The sequence below is a fragment of the Vibrio sp. 10N.239.312.D08 genome (genome assembly GCF_041466145.1).
Lineage (GTDB): Bacteria > Pseudomonadota > Gammaproteobacteria > Enterobacterales > Vibrionaceae > Vibrio > Vibrio crassostreae_C.
The window spans coordinates 1-16,509 of the sequence record NZ_JBFSSD010000077.1 but is presented as its reverse complement, the minus strand read 5'-3'; the positions used below and the strand labels follow the sequence as shown (position 1 = coordinate 16,509).

Annotated in this window: 21 protein-coding genes; 13 read left to right on the top strand and 8 right to left on the bottom strand. The window is 44.4% G+C overall.

Going from position 1 to position 16,509, the window contains the following annotated elements; genetic code table 11:
- Positions 1–261: 261 nt before the first annotated feature.
- Positions 262–1,395, bottom strand: a complete 1,134-nt coding sequence (locus AB6D58_RS23505) for a flagellin (RefSeq protein ID WP_372051551.1) — start codon at positions 1,393–1,395, stop codon at positions 262–264.
- Between the two features lie 186 nt (positions 1,396–1,581).
- On the opposite strand from AB6D58_RS23505, the gene AB6D58_RS23500 reads away from it, so the two are divergent.
- The gene (locus AB6D58_RS23500) at positions 1,582–2,889 is read left to right on the top strand and encodes an IS4 family transposase (protein WP_029235596.1); all 1,308 of its coding nucleotides are present in this window, start codon (positions 1,582–1,584) and stop codon (positions 2,887–2,889) included.
- A 51-nt stretch (positions 2,890–2,940) separates the two neighbouring features.
- Here the strand turns inward: AB6D58_RS23500 and AB6D58_RS23495 are convergent, their stop codons facing one another.
- On the bottom strand, positions 2,941–3,864 hold the full coding sequence (locus AB6D58_RS23495; protein ID WP_371724310.1) for a Dyp-type peroxidase: 924 nt from the start codon (positions 3,862–3,864) through the stop codon (positions 2,941–2,943).
- 66 nt (positions 3,865–3,930) lie between these two features.
- Positions 3,931–4,392 carry a DUF2919 family protein gene (locus AB6D58_RS23490; RefSeq protein WP_171732524.1) on the bottom strand — a complete coding sequence of 154 codons (462 nt, stop codon included), beginning with the start codon at positions 4,390–4,392 and terminating at the stop codon, positions 3,931–3,933.
- Between the two features lie 109 nt (positions 4,393–4,501).
- On the opposite strand from AB6D58_RS23490, the gene AB6D58_RS23485 reads away from it, so the two are divergent.
- Both AB6D58_RS23485 and AB6D58_RS23480 read left to right on the top strand, forming a co-directional pair.
- Positions 4,502–4,852 (top strand): DUF2956 domain-containing protein, encoded by a 351-nt coding sequence (locus tag AB6D58_RS23485; RefSeq protein ID WP_372109928.1) that lies wholly within the window; start codon positions 4,502–4,504, stop codon positions 4,850–4,852.
- Between the two features lie 12 nt (positions 4,853–4,864).
- Positions 4,865–5,197: a DUF4156 domain-containing protein gene (locus tag AB6D58_RS23480; protein ID WP_065585044.1), complete on the top strand. Its 333-nt coding sequence runs from the start codon at positions 4,865–4,867 to the stop codon at positions 5,195–5,197.
- A 91-nt stretch (positions 5,198–5,288) separates the two neighbouring features.
- Here AB6D58_RS23480 and AB6D58_RS23475 read toward each other — a convergent pair whose 3' ends face one another.
- Complete coding sequence (locus AB6D58_RS23475; RefSeq protein ID WP_004734273.1) at positions 5,289–5,576, bottom strand: helix-turn-helix domain-containing protein; 288 nt, start codon at positions 5,574–5,576, stop codon at positions 5,289–5,291.
- Between the two features lie 205 nt (positions 5,577–5,781).
- Here AB6D58_RS23475 and AB6D58_RS23470 point away from each other — a divergent pair, with 205 nt between their 5' ends.
- The 4 genes from AB6D58_RS23470 (at position 5,782) to AB6D58_RS23455 (ending at position 8,302) form a co-directional block, all read left to right on the top strand.
- Positions 5,782–6,129, top strand: coding sequence for an ArsC family reductase (locus AB6D58_RS23470; RefSeq protein WP_372136843.1), 348 nt, complete (start codon positions 5,782–5,784; stop codon positions 6,127–6,129).
- Positions 6,130–6,227: 98 nt separating this feature from the next.
- A complete protein-coding gene (gene dapE, locus AB6D58_RS23465) occupies positions 6,228–7,364 on the top strand; it encodes a succinyl-diaminopimelate desuccinylase (protein WP_017060700.1) in 1,137 nt (378 codons plus the stop codon).
- 45 nt (positions 7,365–7,409) lie between these two features.
- Positions 7,410–8,084: a M15 family metallopeptidase gene (locus tag AB6D58_RS23460; RefSeq protein ID WP_372136844.1), complete on the top strand. Its 675-nt coding sequence runs from the start codon at positions 7,410–7,412 to the stop codon at positions 8,082–8,084.
- 8 nt (positions 8,085–8,092) lie between these two features.
- Positions 8,093–8,302: a DUF2897 family protein gene (locus AB6D58_RS23455; protein ID WP_017060702.1), complete on the top strand. Its 210-nt coding sequence runs from the start codon at positions 8,093–8,095 to the stop codon at positions 8,300–8,302.
- 161 nt (positions 8,303–8,463) lie between these two features.
- Here the strand turns inward: AB6D58_RS23455 and bamC are convergent, their stop codons facing one another.
- Positions 8,464–9,510 carry an outer membrane protein assembly factor BamC gene (bamC, locus tag AB6D58_RS23450; protein ID WP_017060703.1) on the bottom strand — a complete coding sequence of 349 codons (1,047 nt, stop codon included), beginning with the start codon at positions 9,508–9,510 and terminating at the stop codon, positions 8,464–8,466.
- 48 nt (positions 9,511–9,558) lie between these two features.
- Positions 9,559–10,437, bottom strand: coding sequence for a 4-hydroxy-tetrahydrodipicolinate synthase (gene dapA, locus AB6D58_RS23445; RefSeq protein WP_017060704.1), 879 nt, complete (start codon positions 10,435–10,437; stop codon positions 9,559–9,561).
- Between the two features lie 374 nt (positions 10,438–10,811).
- On the opposite strand from dapA, the gene AB6D58_RS23440 reads away from it, so the two are divergent.
- Complete coding sequence (locus AB6D58_RS23440; protein WP_017060705.1) at positions 10,812–11,354, top strand: glycine cleavage system protein R; 543 nt, start codon at positions 10,812–10,814, stop codon at positions 11,352–11,354.
- A gap of 12 nt (positions 11,355–11,366) precedes the next feature.
- Complete coding sequence (gene bcp, locus AB6D58_RS23435; RefSeq protein WP_017060706.1) at positions 11,367–11,837, top strand: thioredoxin-dependent thiol peroxidase; 471 nt, start codon at positions 11,367–11,369, stop codon at positions 11,835–11,837.
- A gap of 136 nt (positions 11,838–11,973) precedes the next feature.
- Here the strand turns inward: bcp and AB6D58_RS23430 are convergent, their stop codons facing one another.
- On the bottom strand, positions 11,974–13,050 hold the full coding sequence (locus AB6D58_RS23430; RefSeq protein WP_017060708.1) for an AI-2E family transporter: 1,077 nt from the start codon (positions 13,048–13,050) through the stop codon (positions 11,974–11,976).
- Positions 13,043–13,282, bottom strand: coding sequence for a sulfurtransferase TusA family protein (locus tag AB6D58_RS23425; protein ID WP_017060709.1), 240 nt, complete (start codon positions 13,280–13,282; stop codon positions 13,043–13,045). The genes AB6D58_RS23430 and AB6D58_RS23425 overlap by 8 nt, the downstream gene beginning before the upstream one ends.
- A 178-nt stretch (positions 13,283–13,460) precedes the next feature.
- Here AB6D58_RS23425 and AB6D58_RS23420 point away from each other — a divergent pair, with 178 nt between their 5' ends.
- The 4 genes from AB6D58_RS23420 (at position 13,461) to AB6D58_RS23405 (ending at position 16,423) form a co-directional block, all read left to right on the top strand.
- Positions 13,461–14,915: a M48 family metallopeptidase gene (locus AB6D58_RS23420; RefSeq protein ID WP_017060710.1), complete on the top strand. Its 1,455-nt coding sequence runs from the start codon at positions 13,461–13,463 to the stop codon at positions 14,913–14,915.
- A gap of 123 nt (positions 14,916–15,038) precedes the next feature.
- Positions 15,039–15,389, top strand: a complete 351-nt coding sequence (gene arsC, locus AB6D58_RS23415; RefSeq protein ID WP_017060711.1) for an arsenate reductase (glutaredoxin) — start codon at positions 15,039–15,041, stop codon at positions 15,387–15,389.
- A gap of 6 nt (positions 15,390–15,395) precedes the next feature.
- On the top strand, positions 15,396–15,989 hold the full coding sequence (gene wrbA / locus AB6D58_RS23410; RefSeq protein WP_017060712.1) for an NAD(P)H:quinone oxidoreductase: 594 nt from the start codon (positions 15,396–15,398) through the stop codon (positions 15,987–15,989).
- Positions 15,986–16,423: a DUF2069 domain-containing protein gene (locus AB6D58_RS23405; RefSeq protein WP_372158685.1), complete on the top strand. Its 438-nt coding sequence runs from the start codon at positions 15,986–15,988 to the stop codon at positions 16,421–16,423. Before wrbA ends, AB6D58_RS23405 begins: the two co-directional genes overlap by 4 nt.
- Positions 16,424–16,509: the final 86 nt, after the last annotated feature.

The following is a 16,509-nucleotide window of genomic DNA, read 5'->3' as shown; positions in this document are numbered from 1 at the left end:
TTCCGACGTCTCGGAAAACCAAGTAGTTCTCTCAAAGTTACTTTTAATAACGGCGTAATTGACGAAACCTTTAGGAAAAAAACAATAAAATTAAAGAAATAGCGATAAAGGAGAAGAAAGCGTGACTGGTAATAAATTTATCAAAAAAAGATAAGAAAAACGCTAAAGTTGTCGAGAAATCCGTCGAGCGAGGTTTTGTGTTTTTATTAACCAAAGAAGCCAAATAAACTGAAATGGTGTTATGAGATTTAAAGTAATTGATTAACCTAACAAGGTTAAGGCAAGGTTAGGTGCTTGCTTCGCTTGAGCCAGAATAGTGGTGCTAACTTGCTGCAGAATTTGCTGCTTTAGCATCTGAGTCGTTTCCTTGGCGTAATCGGTATCTTTGATTCGACTGTTTGATGTCGCCAAATTCTCATGAACGTTTTCAAGATTGTTAATGGCATGATCAAAGCGGTTTTGCATTGCCCCTAATTCAGAGCGATGGCTATCGACATACTTCATCGCCGTATCCAAAATAGAGACGGCGCGCTGAGCACCACCCACATCCGTTACATTGATGTCATTAACTGACTCGTAATAGCCCGCTGACATCGAAAGCTCACTGGCTAATGAACCTGAAAAAGAGATGGTACCCGCGGTATCTTCACCTGACATATAAATCTGAAGTTGTCCGTCATCATTAACAGAAGCCGATAAGAGATCCGTTTGACCATTAATGTAAGTCGCCAACTCTTCGATATCATCGCCCGCTTTCGCATTAATGGTGATCTCTTGAGGCTGACCAAAACGATCCGTAAACGACATCGTCATATCATTCTGGTTTGATTTCACTGCCCATGAATCACTGGCCATGCCATTAGCAACGTAGCTAAAGCCTCCCATGTTGATGTCATCAGTACGCATACTTTTCAAACCAATCTGCACGGCTTCGCCCGAACTGCCACCAATCTGAAATGACGTACTACCAAAATTACCATTGAGAAGTTTTTTGCCACCAAAAGAAGTGGTCTCTGCAATACGATTCAGCTCATCGTTTAAGGCGGTAATCTCTTCTTGAATCGCCGTTCTTTCCGACTGGCTATTTGAACCGTTGCTTGCTTGTAGAGACAAGTCGCGCATGCGCTGCATGATATTGGTGGTTTCATTCATCGCGCCTTCAGCGGTTTGCATGATAGATATACCATCATTCGCATTACGCACAGCGACATCAATACCACTCATCTGCGCTTCCAAGCGGTTCGAAATTTGTAGCCCTGCAGCATCGTCTTTAGCGCTGTTAATACGACTCCCTGAAGCCAAGCGCTCCAAAGATTGGTTCAGCATGTTATTGGCATTAGAGAGGTTTCTCTGGGCCACCAGCGCTGAGACATTGGTATTAACAGTTATAGCCATAGACCTTCGCTTACAAAAAGAGGAATAAAACTCACGATTGCTCTTATATCGACCAATTCATATAAAGCTTTAATAAAAAAGGAGCCCTGAGGCTCTAATGCCGATCAGTTAAAGCCAAAGCGATCGGTTGAAGGATCCTTCAGAGCTGTCAAAATCCAAGTGTATTTAATGCACTTGGATTTTTTTATGGATGTTTCTCAAGCTCTAAACATAATTAATGATTGGAAACCTAGCAGCGTTGAGACTTTGTCTGACTTGCTTCCAATTGAACTCATCGACGAAGCCTATTCTCTTACTGATACTGTCACGATGAGAAAGAGGAAATTAACTTTAGAATCCATGGTGTGGCTGCTTGTTGGAATGGCTATCTATAACAGTAAATCCATGAAAGATTTAGTGAACCAACTTGATATTGTCGACCGTACAGGTAAAGCTTTTGTCGCACCGAGTGCGTTAACTCAACGTCGAAAGACGTTGGGTGAAGACGCAATTAAAGCGGTCTTTGAGCGAATGACTACGTCATGGTTAAACAGTGCAAAGTTACCCCAATGGAATGGATTAACGCTGCTTGGCGTCGATGGCGTTGTTTGGCGAACGCCCGATAACCCGCAAAATGAAAAGGCATTTTCTCGACAAAAAGGGACGCAATATCCGCAAGTGAGAATGGTCTGCCAAATGGAACTAAGCAGTCACATTATTACGGCCAGTGCATTTGATAATTACAATACAAACGAAATGATATTAGCTGAAAAACTGATAGAAACAACACCAAACCATAGCGTAACAATGTTCGATAAGGGGTTCTATTCTTTAGGTTTATTACATAAATGGCAAGACTCTGGCTCAGAGCGCCATTGGCTTATCCCCCTCAAGAAAAATACACAATATGACATTGTTCAATCTTTAGGGCGAAATGACAAACTTGTTCAATTACACAGTAATCCAAGAGCTAGAAAGCTATGGCCTGATTTACCAAAGTCGATAACCGCTCGACTTGTCACTCGTAAAATTAAAGGAAAAGACTACCAAGTATTAACCTCCATGACGGACTCCCTGCGTTACCCATCAAAAGATATTGCAGGCCTTTATGAGCATCGTTGGGAAATAGAGCTGGGCTACCGAGAGCAAAAACAATACATGCTTGGAAACCGTCTTACGCTGCGAAGTCGTTTACCAGAGCTGGTCAAGCAGGAGTTATGGGGCATCTTGCTTACTTACAATTTAATCCGATATCAGATGGTCGAGCTCTGCTTCAATTTAAAGGGAAATTACCTTCCTTATCAACTGAGTTTTAACGGCACGTTAGCTCATGTATCAGCGTTACTTGTAGGCTTACCTTATTCAACACCAGGCGCAATACCTCGTCAGCTAAAGGGGTTCCACAACATGGCTGAAAGCTTAATACTTGAAGGGCGAAGGGAAAGGACATTCCCTAGAAGAGTTAAACCCAGACCACAACGGTATGCTAAGAACAAAAATGCCGTTCACTCTTAAGTGAACGGCATTAGCCCTGAGGCTCCCTTTGTTTATTCTTTTTGAGACGACTTACTTAATCGTTAATGCACTCAACATCTCAGTTGAAGGAGCAAAGTAATACGCGCCAGTCACCGCTTTAGTAAAGCGAAGCAGTTGGTCTGTTTTGCCATCAGTTACGCCGTACATGCTCTCTAACATCGCATCGAAGTTATGACGAACGTTACAGTAAGCAATGAACAATAAGCCGTGGTCGCCCGTAGCAGTACCGTAAGGTAGACTGTGGCGAACAATCTTAAGCCCCTTGCCTTCTTCTTTGATATCCACACGGCCAACGTGAGACGCCGCAGGAACATCATCTAACTCAATTGAATCAGGTTTAGTTCGGCCAATCACTTTCTCTTGTGCCGACACATTCAAGCGATTCCAAGCTGGCAGATTGTGCACAAAACGCTGCACCATCACATAACTACCACCAGCGAATTCACCCTCAGGCACAATAGCAACTTCAGCACGTTGTGCGTCTTTCGGGTTTTCAGTGCCATCAACAAAGTCTGTCATGTCACGAGAGTCTAGGAAGCGGTAACCATAAGTTTCATCAACCACTTCAACATCAGCTGCTACTTCAGATAGCAATTTACGCAAGATAAAGAAGTGCAGATCATGTCGGTTTGAATGACAGTGAATCAGAACATCAGACAGTGTGCTCGGCGCGGTGATATCACCTTCACCCAGCACAGGGAAGTCGATCAAATCAGCGGGCGCTGCTTGCTCGAACTTATCCCAAAAAGCTTTTGAGAACGCAACCGATGCCGTTAAGTTCGCATCAGGCTGAGTTTGGTTTAGTTCGTCGATTAGAGTCGGAAGCTTTTGAATTTCTGCTAGTACATTAGCAGTATTAGCGTTCACTTTAAGTTGAACGTAAAGCGCGAAAGGCCCAGCTTCAGGCAAAATAGCACTTTGAACGTTAGGCTGCTCATTTGAAACATTAAGCATAGATTAATCCTTTCATTTTTTAGCTTCTAAGTATAATTGGGAATGGGACAAATGTTTTGATGAGAATCAGTCTTCGAGCTCAACCATTTTAAAGCAATCCCTTGCAGCATGGCTATTGGTTAGATAAAGCGCTAACCACAGCAGCAACAATAGGGTGATGCCATTTGACCAACGGAACCATCCGTTATCCAAATAGATTAAATAAATCGTATGGGAGCCCTGTGCCAAGATAGCCATCATGGTAACCCAACGTCCCCATGACACGACTTTGTTAAGGCGCTTTCTATCTGGCGATCTTAGCCCAAATAACCACATCAGCAGCAAACTAGGCACACTCAACGCGATCCCGACATAAAACATCTGATGGTCTGGGTAGATTATCTCAAGAATATCGGTTCCCGATTCTCGGCTTGCGCCTGCAACAATGAAAACGACCAAGGCTTTCGCAAGAAACAACCAACCTAGCCAGAGCAAGATTGGAGCTTTCAAAAAGCCGTGCTTGTCGTATTGTTCTATGGAGTACCGCACAAATCTCACTTTCACTTATTTTCAAACCAACACTTTAACGCAAATCATTCATACTTAACTAGCTTTGCGTTATCTTAGTAGCCAATCCGTTTTAATTGTCGAACTCAGTATGAAAAACAAAACTAATACGCCCTCTGTTGAATCTCAACAGGAAGCACTGAAGATAGCCAAAGCGACTCAAAAGCCAGCTCAAACCAAAGAACAAACTAAACTGATTGCTCAGGGTATCGAGAAAGGCATCGCACTGTACAAGAAACAGCAAAAAGAACGCAGCCGCCAAGCCGATAAAGCTAAAAAGCGCGTACAGAAAGAGAAGCAGACTCTACAAGCGAACCAAGACCAAGACCAAGAACAGAATGTCGACTTGGATAATGAAACAACATCAAATCACGCCAGTAAATTGCCGTGGTTATTATTGTTCGCTAGCTGGATAGGCTTCGCGATTTATTTGATGAAATAACAGGATAAGCGTATGAAAAAGGAATTAATCGCTTTGGCTATGAGTAGCGTGTTACTCGGTTGCACGACACCGACATCAACGCCTCATAGCGAAGCTGCCAACGTGCAAATGGATTACCATGGCGTGATTAATATCGATAAATGTCAGTATAAAGGGGAAGTCACAGGCAGCGAAGGCCATTGGTACAACTACCTGTTTTACCCAAATGACACATTGATTCAAGGCGCCATGAATCAACTCAAGTCGAATACGATTGAGCTAGGCGCAGATACCGTGATATTCACACTTCCCCAAGATTTTTCCACATCCGTGACTATGCTGGGAACTGCCTATCTGTGTAAGTAAATAGAAACGTAATGGGGTAGCTCACAACTCATATTAGCGAGATGCTCCCTACTATTTCTATTCTAAAAAAAGAAAGCCAGCTTTCGCTGGCTTATGCACTAAATCCAAGGCTTGTTGCTATATCGCCTTTACGCTGGATAACCCATTGACTGTCAAATGGCCCCCAGTCGGATAACTGGTAATAGCCATCATTATGACGTCGCCCATCTTGAACAAACATAAGTTCGATACCGATCCCCGGTAACGCCTTGAGTACATCTTGAATAGTACGACGAGGCCACCCCGTTTTTTCGATGAGTTTAGGCACATTTGGCCTATCAAGGCTTTCCACTAACAATGCTAAATATAGCCGCCTTGCAAAAACAGGACTCAACTCCATTGACACCTCCTATATATGTGCAGCTCAATTATTTCTTTTTTCGCTGACAACATGTTGAGGCTGATCAATAAGTCTCCAATAGTGACATTTTCTTACGCTTTTTTTTCACTCTATGAAATATTCATCACTCTATTTTGTCTGAGTTGCTGCTTCCTGATAGGATTCAACTCATAACAATGAAATAAAATCACTCAAAGGAAGAATAATGACTATCACCATGTTTGGTATCCCAAATTGCGACACCATTAAAAAAGCAAAGAAATGGCTCGAAGCTGAAGGTATCGAGTTCGAATTTCACGATTATCGCAAACAAGGCATCACAGAAGAGCTAGTAACAAGCTTCTGCTCTGAGCTAGGTTGGGAGCTTGTGCTAAACAAACGTGGTACGACTTATCGCCAACTTTATCAAGAACAGAAAGACACCCTAACAGAAGAAAAAGCGGTGACTTTGCTTGTTGAACAACCTGCAATGATCAAGCGCCCAATCTTAAAAGTTGAGGGTAAGCTTCACATCGGATTTAAAGCCGACCAATACGCGGCTATTTTTGCTTAGATCGTTGTATTTACATAGACAGACAACAGGACGTTGATCAGTGAATCAGCGCCTAAAAATTAATGACTAGACGTTTTATTTAAACAAGGAACTCAAGGATGACAGATAGCCCAACTTTGGCTCTGGCAAAAGACCTAATCAGCCGTCAATCGGTAACACCAGAAGATGCAGGCTGCCAAGACCTGATGATTGAACGCTTAAAAGCACTCGGTTTTGAAATCGAAGTGATGGTATTTGAAGATACGACCAACTTCTGGGCTCGTCGTGGTACTGAAGCGCCTCTGTTTGCTTTTGCTGGTCACACTGATGTGGTACCTGCAGGCCCAATCGAACAGTGGAACACTAAGCCATTCGAACCGACTATCGTAGACGGTTTCCTACATGGCCGTGGCGCTGCTGATATGAAAGGCTCTCTGGCTTCAATGATTGTTGCCGTCGAGCAGTTCATTGCCAAACACCCAGACCACACAGGCTCAATTGGTTTCCTGATCACTTCAGATGAGGAAGGTCCTTTCATCAACGGTACTGTACGTGTTGTTGAAGCATTAATGGCGCGCGGTGAAAACATCGATATGTGTATCGTTGGTGAACCATCGAGCACTGAGTTCGTGGGTGATGTCGTGAAGAACGGCCGTCGTGGCTCTATCACTGGCGACCTAACGATTAAAGGCACACAAGGTCATGTTGCCTACCCTCACCTAGCAAACAACCCAGTACACAGCTCTCTGCTTGCTATTAATGAGCTAGCAACAACTGAGTGGGATAAAGGTAATGATTACTTCCCGCCAACCAGTTTCCAAATTCCAAATGTGAGTGCGGGTACTGGTGCTTCAAACGTGATCCCTGGTGAGTTTAATGTTCAGTTTAACCTACGCTTTAGTACAGAGTTAAGCAACGACATCATCGTCGAGCGCATCACAACGACACTCGACAAGTATGATTTCGAATACGACCTAAGATGGACATTCAATGGCGACCCGTTCTTAACAGACGCAGGTTCACTGCTTGATGCTATTGTTGATGCAGTGGGTCACGTCAATGATGTGAAACCAGCACTGCTAACGACTGGCGGTACATCTGATGGTCGCTTTATTGCACGTATGGGCGGACAAGTGGTTGAACTAGGCCCTGTGAATGCAACGATTCACAAGGTTAACGAATGCGTGAAGGTAGCCGATTTAGAAAAGCTAACTGACATGTACGAAAGAACATTAGTGAACCTATTCGCTAAATAGTCTTTCATCAGCGATTCATAGCATCCAATTATTGAGAGACTCGTTATGACACCAGAGCAGCTTACCGGACAATCAGATTCTCATCTAGAGCCTAGCCTGATCGGCACCAAGACCTTCTTGGTCCACAGTGAGGTTAAGAATGACCTGAATAATTTGATTGAAGCTGCTCAGCTCGATGGTTTTAAAATGGAGATTGCCAGTGGCTTTCGCGACTATGAAAGGCAATCTCTGATTTGGAACCGTAAGTTTTCTGGCGAAGCTCCGATATTAGATTCAGAAAGCCAACCTCTTGATGCTTCAAAACTGACCGAACAACAAAAGCTATCGGCTATCCTGAGATGGTCTGCGCTTCCCGGCGCGAGTCGTCATCATTGGGGTTGTGACTTCGATGTCTTTGCTCGTAACCACTTACCTGAAGGCATACATCTGCAATTAGAACCATGGGAATACCTTACTGGCCACCAGCAATCGTTTTACCAATGGCTATCAGTTCATGCTGCACAATTTGGTTTCTTCTTTCCTTACAGCCAAGATTTGGGTGGTGTGGCGATCGAACCATGGCATATCAGCCATCGCAAAGTATCGGAGTCGTGTTTATCACAGTTATCTCCGACTTTACTTGGCAAGCAACTCCAATCTAAGCCAGTATTAGGGTATGAGATTATTATGGAGCAGCTAGACGAGATCTATGCACGCTTCGTAGCGAATATCAGTCATTAGGAGCGCTTATGTTGGAGTGGCTTACAAACCCTTGGGTTATCATCATCATCGTAGTTAGCGTTGTTGTGGGTAACATCGCAGCGCTCAAACAGACAGCCAATATGGATCTGACGGGGCGTGGTAAAACTGAGCGAGATTTAGATAAGCTCAATCGCTCGGATAAACTTAACCAAGAGAAAGCTGAAAAAGAAGAATCCAAAGACAATAAAGACGCATAGCCTTTTGCTTTGGCTAATCAGCTTGATTGACCAATTTTGATTGACCAATGTAGCCTGATGACAACGAATACAATAAAAAAGAGGACACAGTGTGTCCTCTTTTTTATTTGCTTTTGCTAATCACAAGGCTGATTTAACTCAGCTTGTGACGGCTTGAATGACTACTCAGCTTTCGCTTCTTTGTCATCTTTGGTTTGGTCAGCAATATGCGCTAATACCGGAACCATAGACTTAAGCAGCTCTTCTTCTACTGGCTTACCTGATGCATCCGTTACGTTGATTGACGTACGGTTGCCAAGGTCACCAAATAGGAAGTTGTAAGTGCCTGGCGCTAAGTCGATAGGCTGTAGGCCAATTTCTTCCCAGAACTCATCATCTGGTGCTGCGTACTTCGCCTTCACCGTACCCTGAGATTGATTGCGTTCTTCAAGCTCAAAGCCCATTTCAGGCAACAAGTTAGGCAGACGCTGCCAGAATACATTGTATGGCGTACGAGCAATAATCACAGGGAAACCACTACGGTCAGCACCCATTGAAATTGGAATACGCTTCACCAACTCTTGCGCTTTCAGCGCCGCTTCAGCACGAAGGTTTTCATCGTACTTAGCCATAACTAGGTTGGTCAGGAACGCGTTGTAACGCTCTTTATTGGTTGCCGTTACTGTTTTCTCTTCAGTACCTTCACGCCAATCAATCAGATTAATCTTGAAGCCATGACGGTTGTTTGCTTGGAAGCGAGAGATAGAGTAACGACTACCAATCTCTACGTCTTCATCTTCAGAAACCCAAGTTACCCAATCGGTCTCAATCTCATTCTCTGATTGCTCACGAATACCAATACCACGTTGAGCCAGCATATCTACAGCCGTTTGCCACACGCGGTCTGCCTCTTCTGCGCGAAGAAGCCATAGTGTCACTTCACCGTTTTGACGCTCAGCACGAGCACCCGGGATCAGTTCAAGAACCTGTTGCGGTGGACGAATATCCACTTCACGACCAGTACCACCACTGAATTCACCGCTTGGGATGTCAAAATTTGGGTAGAACTGAGGCTGAGCATCTACAGGCAATTGCCATTGTGAAAACTCAGGTGTTTCTAAGTATTCGAAATCATCTTTGGCTTGGCGACGTTGAGTCGGGTTGCCAGAACATGCTGTAAGAACGAAAACAGCCAGTGACCCAATCACTAGCTGGTGAGAATACTTCATTTATACTCCTAAATGCCGAAGGTTCGCTTCGGCATCACTTCATACGTTTTAGTAAATGCACGCTTCAGTCATTGCTTGAGCAACAACAGGTTGAGCTGGCTCTGACAGTTCAGTCAGCGGTAGACGTAAGCCACCTTCAGCAATCAGACCCATTTTATGAACCGCCCATTTTACGGGAATAGGGTTAGACTCAACGAACAAATTCTTATGTAGAGGCATCAAACGCTCATTGATCGCTTCCGCTTCTTCAAACTTACCTTCTTTTGCTAGCTTGAACATGGTTGCCATATCAGCGGCTGCAACATTGTTCGTTACAGAGATCACGCCATCGCCACCACGCTTAACAAATTCTAGGCCTGTTAAGTCATCACCACTTAGTAAGATAAAGTCTTCGCCACAAAGTTCACGGTGAATTGCAATTCTGTCGAGATCACCCGTCGCATCTTTCAGTGCAACGATGTTTTCGATCTCAGCAAGACGAGCAACCGTTTCTGGCAACAAGTCTACCGCAGTACGACCTGGAACATTGTATAGAATTTGTGGAACGTCACTGACTTCAGCAATCGCTTTGTAGTGTTGGTACAAACCTTCTTGAGTCGGTTTGTTGTAGTAAGGCGTTACGCTCAGGCAACCAGCAATACCAGAACCATTCAACAAACGGCTGAATAGAACAGATTCATGAGTTGCATTTGCACCTGTACCAGCGATAACGGGAATACGACCATCAGCAAATTCAACGATCTTGTTGACGACTTTGACATGCTCTTCAATAGTGAGTGTTGAAGACTCACCTGTTGTGCCAACCGCAACCAGACCATCACTACCTGCAGCAATATGGTGCTCAACTAACTTTTTAAGGCTGTCGAAATCCACTTCACCATCTGTATTAAATGGCGTAACTAGCGCAACGATACTTCCTGAAAACATGTCTATCTCCCTTAATTTATTCTTTTTGCATGTTACTGTAAGCCAATCAATAAACACAAGACATTAAAGTGGCTTACCGGCAACATCTGCATTAAATATTGTCGTATGTTTGAGGTAAAACGACTTCTAACGGCGTTCTACCTAGAATTTGGGTAACCTGCACTCAATCTAGCGGATAGCACATCACTGGATGTCAGTAACAAGTAAGCTGTGCTCTCATCGCTCTATCTCATTTTTTAACGCGCTCGATATTCTTATCATTGGTTGCATGTTCGAAGCAAGGTCGCACATAAAAAGCCCCGCACGCACGCTTATTCCACGAGCTAACTGTGCTAACATGCATGAATCAATGGAATATAAAGAGACGTGATTTTATGACTCAACATCTAGTAATCACAGCTGTGGGCACTGATCGCCCAGGTGTATGCAACCAAGTGGTTCATTTAGTCACCCAATCAGGCTGTAACATTATTGATAGCCGTATCGCCCTGTTTGGCGAAGAATTTACGCTTATCATGCTGCTGTCTGGAAAGGCAAACAACATTACCCGCGTTGAAACCACCTTGCCCTTGCTTGGACAAGAGCACGACTTGATTACGATTATGAAGCGAACCTCAACTCATGATGTTATTGAGAACTCTTACACAGTAGAGGTGTTCGTTGAGTCAGACGATAAAATCGGACTTACTGAGCAGTTTACCCAGTTCTTCGCAGACCGAAACATCGGCCTCGATTCGTTAAGTGCACGAACCATCAATAAATCTAAGGTTCAACTCGACAACGACCAATTCCATATCTCTATTACCGCTTCTGTGCAATCAGAATGTAACTTGATGCAGCTACAAGAAGAATTCGATTCGCTGTGTCAGAGCCTATCAGTCCAAGGCTCGCTCAACTTTATCAAAAACAGTCTTTAAAAAGGAAATGTCATGAATACGCTAACGGCTGGTGTTCCAGCACCTGCTTTTTCTCTTCCAGATCAAGATGGCAATATCGTATCTCTTGGTGACTTCAAAGGTAAAAAAGTACTTTTCTATTTTTACCCTAAAGCAATGACTCCAGGTTGTATTGTGCAAGCGGAAGGCCTGCGTGATATCAAAACACAGCTTGATGACCTAAACGTGGTTGTTCTAGGTGTGAGTGTTGACCCAGTAAAACGTCTACCAAACTTCGTTGAGAAGAAATCTCTAAACTTCACCCTGCTATCTGATGAAGACCACAGCGTTGCTGAACAGTTTGGCGTTTGGGGCGAGAAAAAATTCATGGGTAAAATCTACGACGGTCTGCACCGTATTAGCTTCCTAATTGATGAAGAAGGTCAGATTGAACATGTCTTCAACAAGTTCAAGACTAAGACTCACCACGAAGTGGTTCTAGATTACTTCAATCAAGAAGCGTAAGGGCGATTTGAGTGAGTTAATGACTTAGATTCACCACTCTCTAAGGCAAGAGCAACACTCATTAAGCTAATGATTAAGCTAAGAGCAAAAAGGCCGAACATCATGGATGTTCGGCCTTTTTCTATAACAAGATCAATTACTTTTGATGTTCAGGGTCATCGTCTAATGCGTGACTCGGTAAAGCATTCCAAACCGCCTTAACTAACGTTGCCAACGGGATAGCAAAGAACACGCCCCAGAATCCCCACAACCCACCAAACACTAACACGGCAACAATAATAGCCACTGGGTGCAGGTTCACCGCTTCAGAGAAAAGAACCGGAACGAGCACGTTACCATCTAGCGCTTGGATAATACCGTAAGCGAGAAGCAACCAGTAAAACTGAGGCTCTAATCCCCACTGGAACAGGCCTACAATCGCGACAGGAACGGTCACAGCCGCCGCACCGATATAAGGAATCAGTACCGAGAAGCCAACCGCGACAGCCAGCAGAGCTGAATAACGTAAATCTAGAATCGCAAAGGTCACGTAGCTGACACCACCGACGATCAAGATCTCAAGGACCTTGCCGCGAATATAGTTCGAGATTTGTTGGTTCATCTCAACCCAAACCTTGGTCGCTAGACGACGGTTTTTAGGCAACACGCCACTCGCCATGCTGATCATCTCTTCTTTATCTTTTAATAAGAAGAAGATCAGCAGCGGCACAAGAATCAAGTAAACCGCAAGCGTAGCCAAGCTCACAAGAGAAGCCAAAGAACCTTTAACAACACTTTCACCAAAGCCTAATGCTTTGTTTTTCGCGTTAGACACAATCGATTCAACGATCTGCAAGTTTGCTAACTCAGGATAGCGCTCAGGAATCGTCGCGATGAACTTCTGTAAGCCGCCATACATACTTGGAATATCATTGATGAGGTTACCCACTTGCTCCCAAATGGTAGGCACTAAACCAAACAGCGCCAGCAACATCAGGCTAAAGAACATCATGATCACCAACATCACCGAAGGCGTTCTTGGAACACCAAGTCTTTGGAGTTGGGTAACCGGCCACTCAAGTAAATAAGCCAATACAATAGCCACCAACAATGGCGCAATGAGATGACCAAAGAAGTAGATCGTAATAAAGCCGAAGAGAATGATGGCAACCAAACTGACAGCATGGGGATCAGAGAAACGTCGTTTATACCAACGATTGACCATTTCAAGCATCTGACTGCAATTCCTTTTTAGTGACGAGGAGATGATGGTAATTAGAGCAAACCTCAGTGATGACGTCATAGGCTTGCTTAGACAAATAAGTAACAATATCTTTCATCGAACTGTTATCAGACACATAAATTGACAATGACTGCCCTACTTCTAACTTTACACTGTGACGCTTGGCTAATAATAGCGCCATTGGACAGCGCTCTTGGCGTAAATCTAGAATATTAGGTGTCATTCTTGAGCTCGATGCTTATTATAAGGGTCGTATTGTAATCTGTTTTTGAAAACGCGCCATCATTCATTCATCCTCCTTCATGATAGCGCACGCACTTGGCAAAGGTTAAATCAGATAAAGAACCAATTTCCATTGCACTTGTCTTACTGTCAGAAGAAACGGAGTATTACTGACTAATATGTTTAAACGCGCTCGCTCAATTGCTTGCTTATGCATCGCAGCTACATTAAGCACCCCAACTATGGCGAATACCAATAGTTTGGAGCTACCAGATATCGGTACCGCTGCTGGCGGCACACTCACTATCGACCAAGAGCTTATCTATGGTGATGCCTACATGCGCATCATCAGAAGTAGCCAGCCTATCGTAAACGACCCAGTTCTAAATCTATATATTGATACTCTTGGCCATCGTCTGGTCGCGAACGCAAATGATGTAAAGACACCTTTCCAGTTCTTTATGATCCGTGACCGCAACATCAACGCCTTTGCTTTCTTTGGTGGTTATGTTGCTTTGCACTCAGGTCTATTCCTGCATGCACAATCTGAAAGTGAATTAGCTTCTGTATTAGCGCACGAAATCGCGCACGTAACCCAACGTCACTTAGCGCGTAGTATGGAAGACCAAGCGCGCCGCTCTCCAGCAACCATTGCAGCGCTAGCAGCCTCTGTATTACTGGCAATTGCAGCTCCTGAAGCCGGCATTGCAGCCCTAACGGCAACGACTGCGGGTAATATGCAAAGCCAAATCAACTACACCCGTAGTAATGAAAAAGAAGCCGACCGCTTTGGTATCAACACGCTAGCAAAAGCTGGGTTTGATGTGAATGCGATGCCACGTTTCTTTGGCCGTTTAGCTGATGAATATCGCTATGCGAGCACACCACCGCCAATGCTACTGACTCACCCATTACCAGAAGACCGAATTACCGATTCACGTGCTCGTGCTCGTAGTTACCCGCCACTGAAACTGGCTCCCTCTCTGGACTACCACCTAGCAAGAGCCCGCATTGTTGCGCGCTATGCTGGCATTAATAATGATGCTGCTCTTGATTGGTTTGAGCGTCAGCTAAAGAAAGCCCCTAAAGCTTTGGTTCCGTCATTAGAATATGGCCAAGCACTGGTTTACCTAGACTCTAAAAAATTAGACAAAGCAGAGCCCATCCTGAACAAGCTGATTAACAGCGATCCAACCAACCTGTTTTATCTAGATGCTATTTCGGATCTGCACATCGAGAAGAAGCAGCCTGAGATTGCGATTAAAGAACTTAAATCGGCACTGGTTCGTCAACCAAACAACCCGGTTCTGACCATTAACTACGCCAACGCACTGATTGAAAATGAAGATCTTCAAGAAGCGGTTCGCGTATTGCAGCGTTACACGCACGATAACCCGAATGACACCAATGGCTGGCACTTACTTTCAAAAGTAAATACGAGCCTTGGTAATAGCGACGAAGAACTGGCTGCTCGTGCAGAAATTTTGGCACTGCAAGCCAACTGGAACAAAGCGATTCAGTACTACACGCAAGCAAGCCAAATCGCAGAATTAGGAAGCCTAAAACAAGCACGCTACGACGCTCGAATTGATCAGCTAATGATTCAACGAGAGCGCTTCTTGTCGCTACAATAGAGTGTTTACTGGTAACGCTCGTTGCCAGTATAAAAAGAAAGCTCAACGTTACACAAAAAAAAGAAGTCACCTATGGTGGCTTCAGCTAAACAATTAAATCAAAAATAATAATGAGGAAGAACCATGTCTGTCGTGATTTATCATAACCCACGCTGCTCAAAGAGCCGTCAAACTCTAGAAGTGCTTCAGGAAAACGGCGTACAGCCAGAGGTAATCAAATACCTAGAGACTCCGTTAACAGTTGAACAGCTGAAAGTACTGTTCACTCAGCTTGGTTTTGACAGTGTTCGCGACATGATGCGCACCAAAGAAGCGGACTACAAAGAAGCAAACCTTGGTGATGCTTCAGTCACTGATGAAGATCTTTTCGCCGCGATGGCAACCAATCCAAAACTGTTTGAGCGCCCAGTCGTTGTCGCGAACAACAAAGCAAAAATTGGTCGTCCACCAGAGCAAGTGCTAGAGATTCTGTAATCCAATATGAGCATTAACATTCTTGTTCTTTACTACAGCCGCCACGGCAACACACAAGCTCTAGCAAGGCAGATTGCACGAGGGGTTGAGTCTATCCCAAACTGTGAAGCCATGTTAAGAACGGTGAACGACGTGTACACGGTAGAAGAGCAGCCTGATTCACGCTATCAACCAACCGATCCTATTGCCTCGTTACAAGAGCTTCGATCTTGTGATGGTTTGGCGCTAGGCAGTCCGGTTTGGTTTGGTAACATGGCCGGGCCAATGAAGCACTTTTGGGATAGCACGACATCAATGTGGATCAATGGTGATCTCATCGATAAGCCAGGTTGTGTATTTACCTCTTCTTCATCATTGCATGGTGGTCAAGAGACAACACAACAAAGCATGATGTTGCCCCTGCTTCATCACGGCATGTTAGTCGTGGGCATCCCCTACTCAGAACCGGCGCTGCACACCACTCAAACTGGTGGTACGCCTTATGGTGCAAGCAGTACTGGAGAGAGCGCTTCACTTAGCAAAGAAGAGATTGAGTTGGCGCAAAACCTAGGTAAACGCCTAGCGCGCATCGCAATAAATCAGAAGGGAATTTCTCAATGATGTATATGCCAGAGAAGGCTATGTCTCCCAAAACCAAGCTATTTCGCTACCTTGCTTTAGCGGGCAACTTGTCACTGTTATTCTGGGTGGTGGCTTGGCAGATGACGCTTTCACCGCACCCTCATCTCAGTAATGTCACACTGGCGATTGCTTGGGCTATCCCGCTGTTATTGCCATTACCGGGCATTTTAGCAGGAAAACCTTATACGCACGCATGGGCAAATTTCGTCTTGATGCTCTATTTCCTACACGCATTAACTATCTTGTATGTAGACGATGGTGAACGTTTATTAGCGGCTGTAGAACTGCTTCTGACGACTCTAGGTTTCGCGGTCAATATCTTATTTACTCGCTTTAGAGCCAAAGAGTTAGGCATCAAGTTGAAGCGCCTTTCCGAAGTAGAAAAGAGAGAGAAAGCTAAGTTCGAGCAATAATATTGAGCCCATGCTTTTAAACTGACCGCTTACAATCGAGTAGGAGGAGGCCTCACGGCCTCCGTCCTCTCACACCACCGTACAAG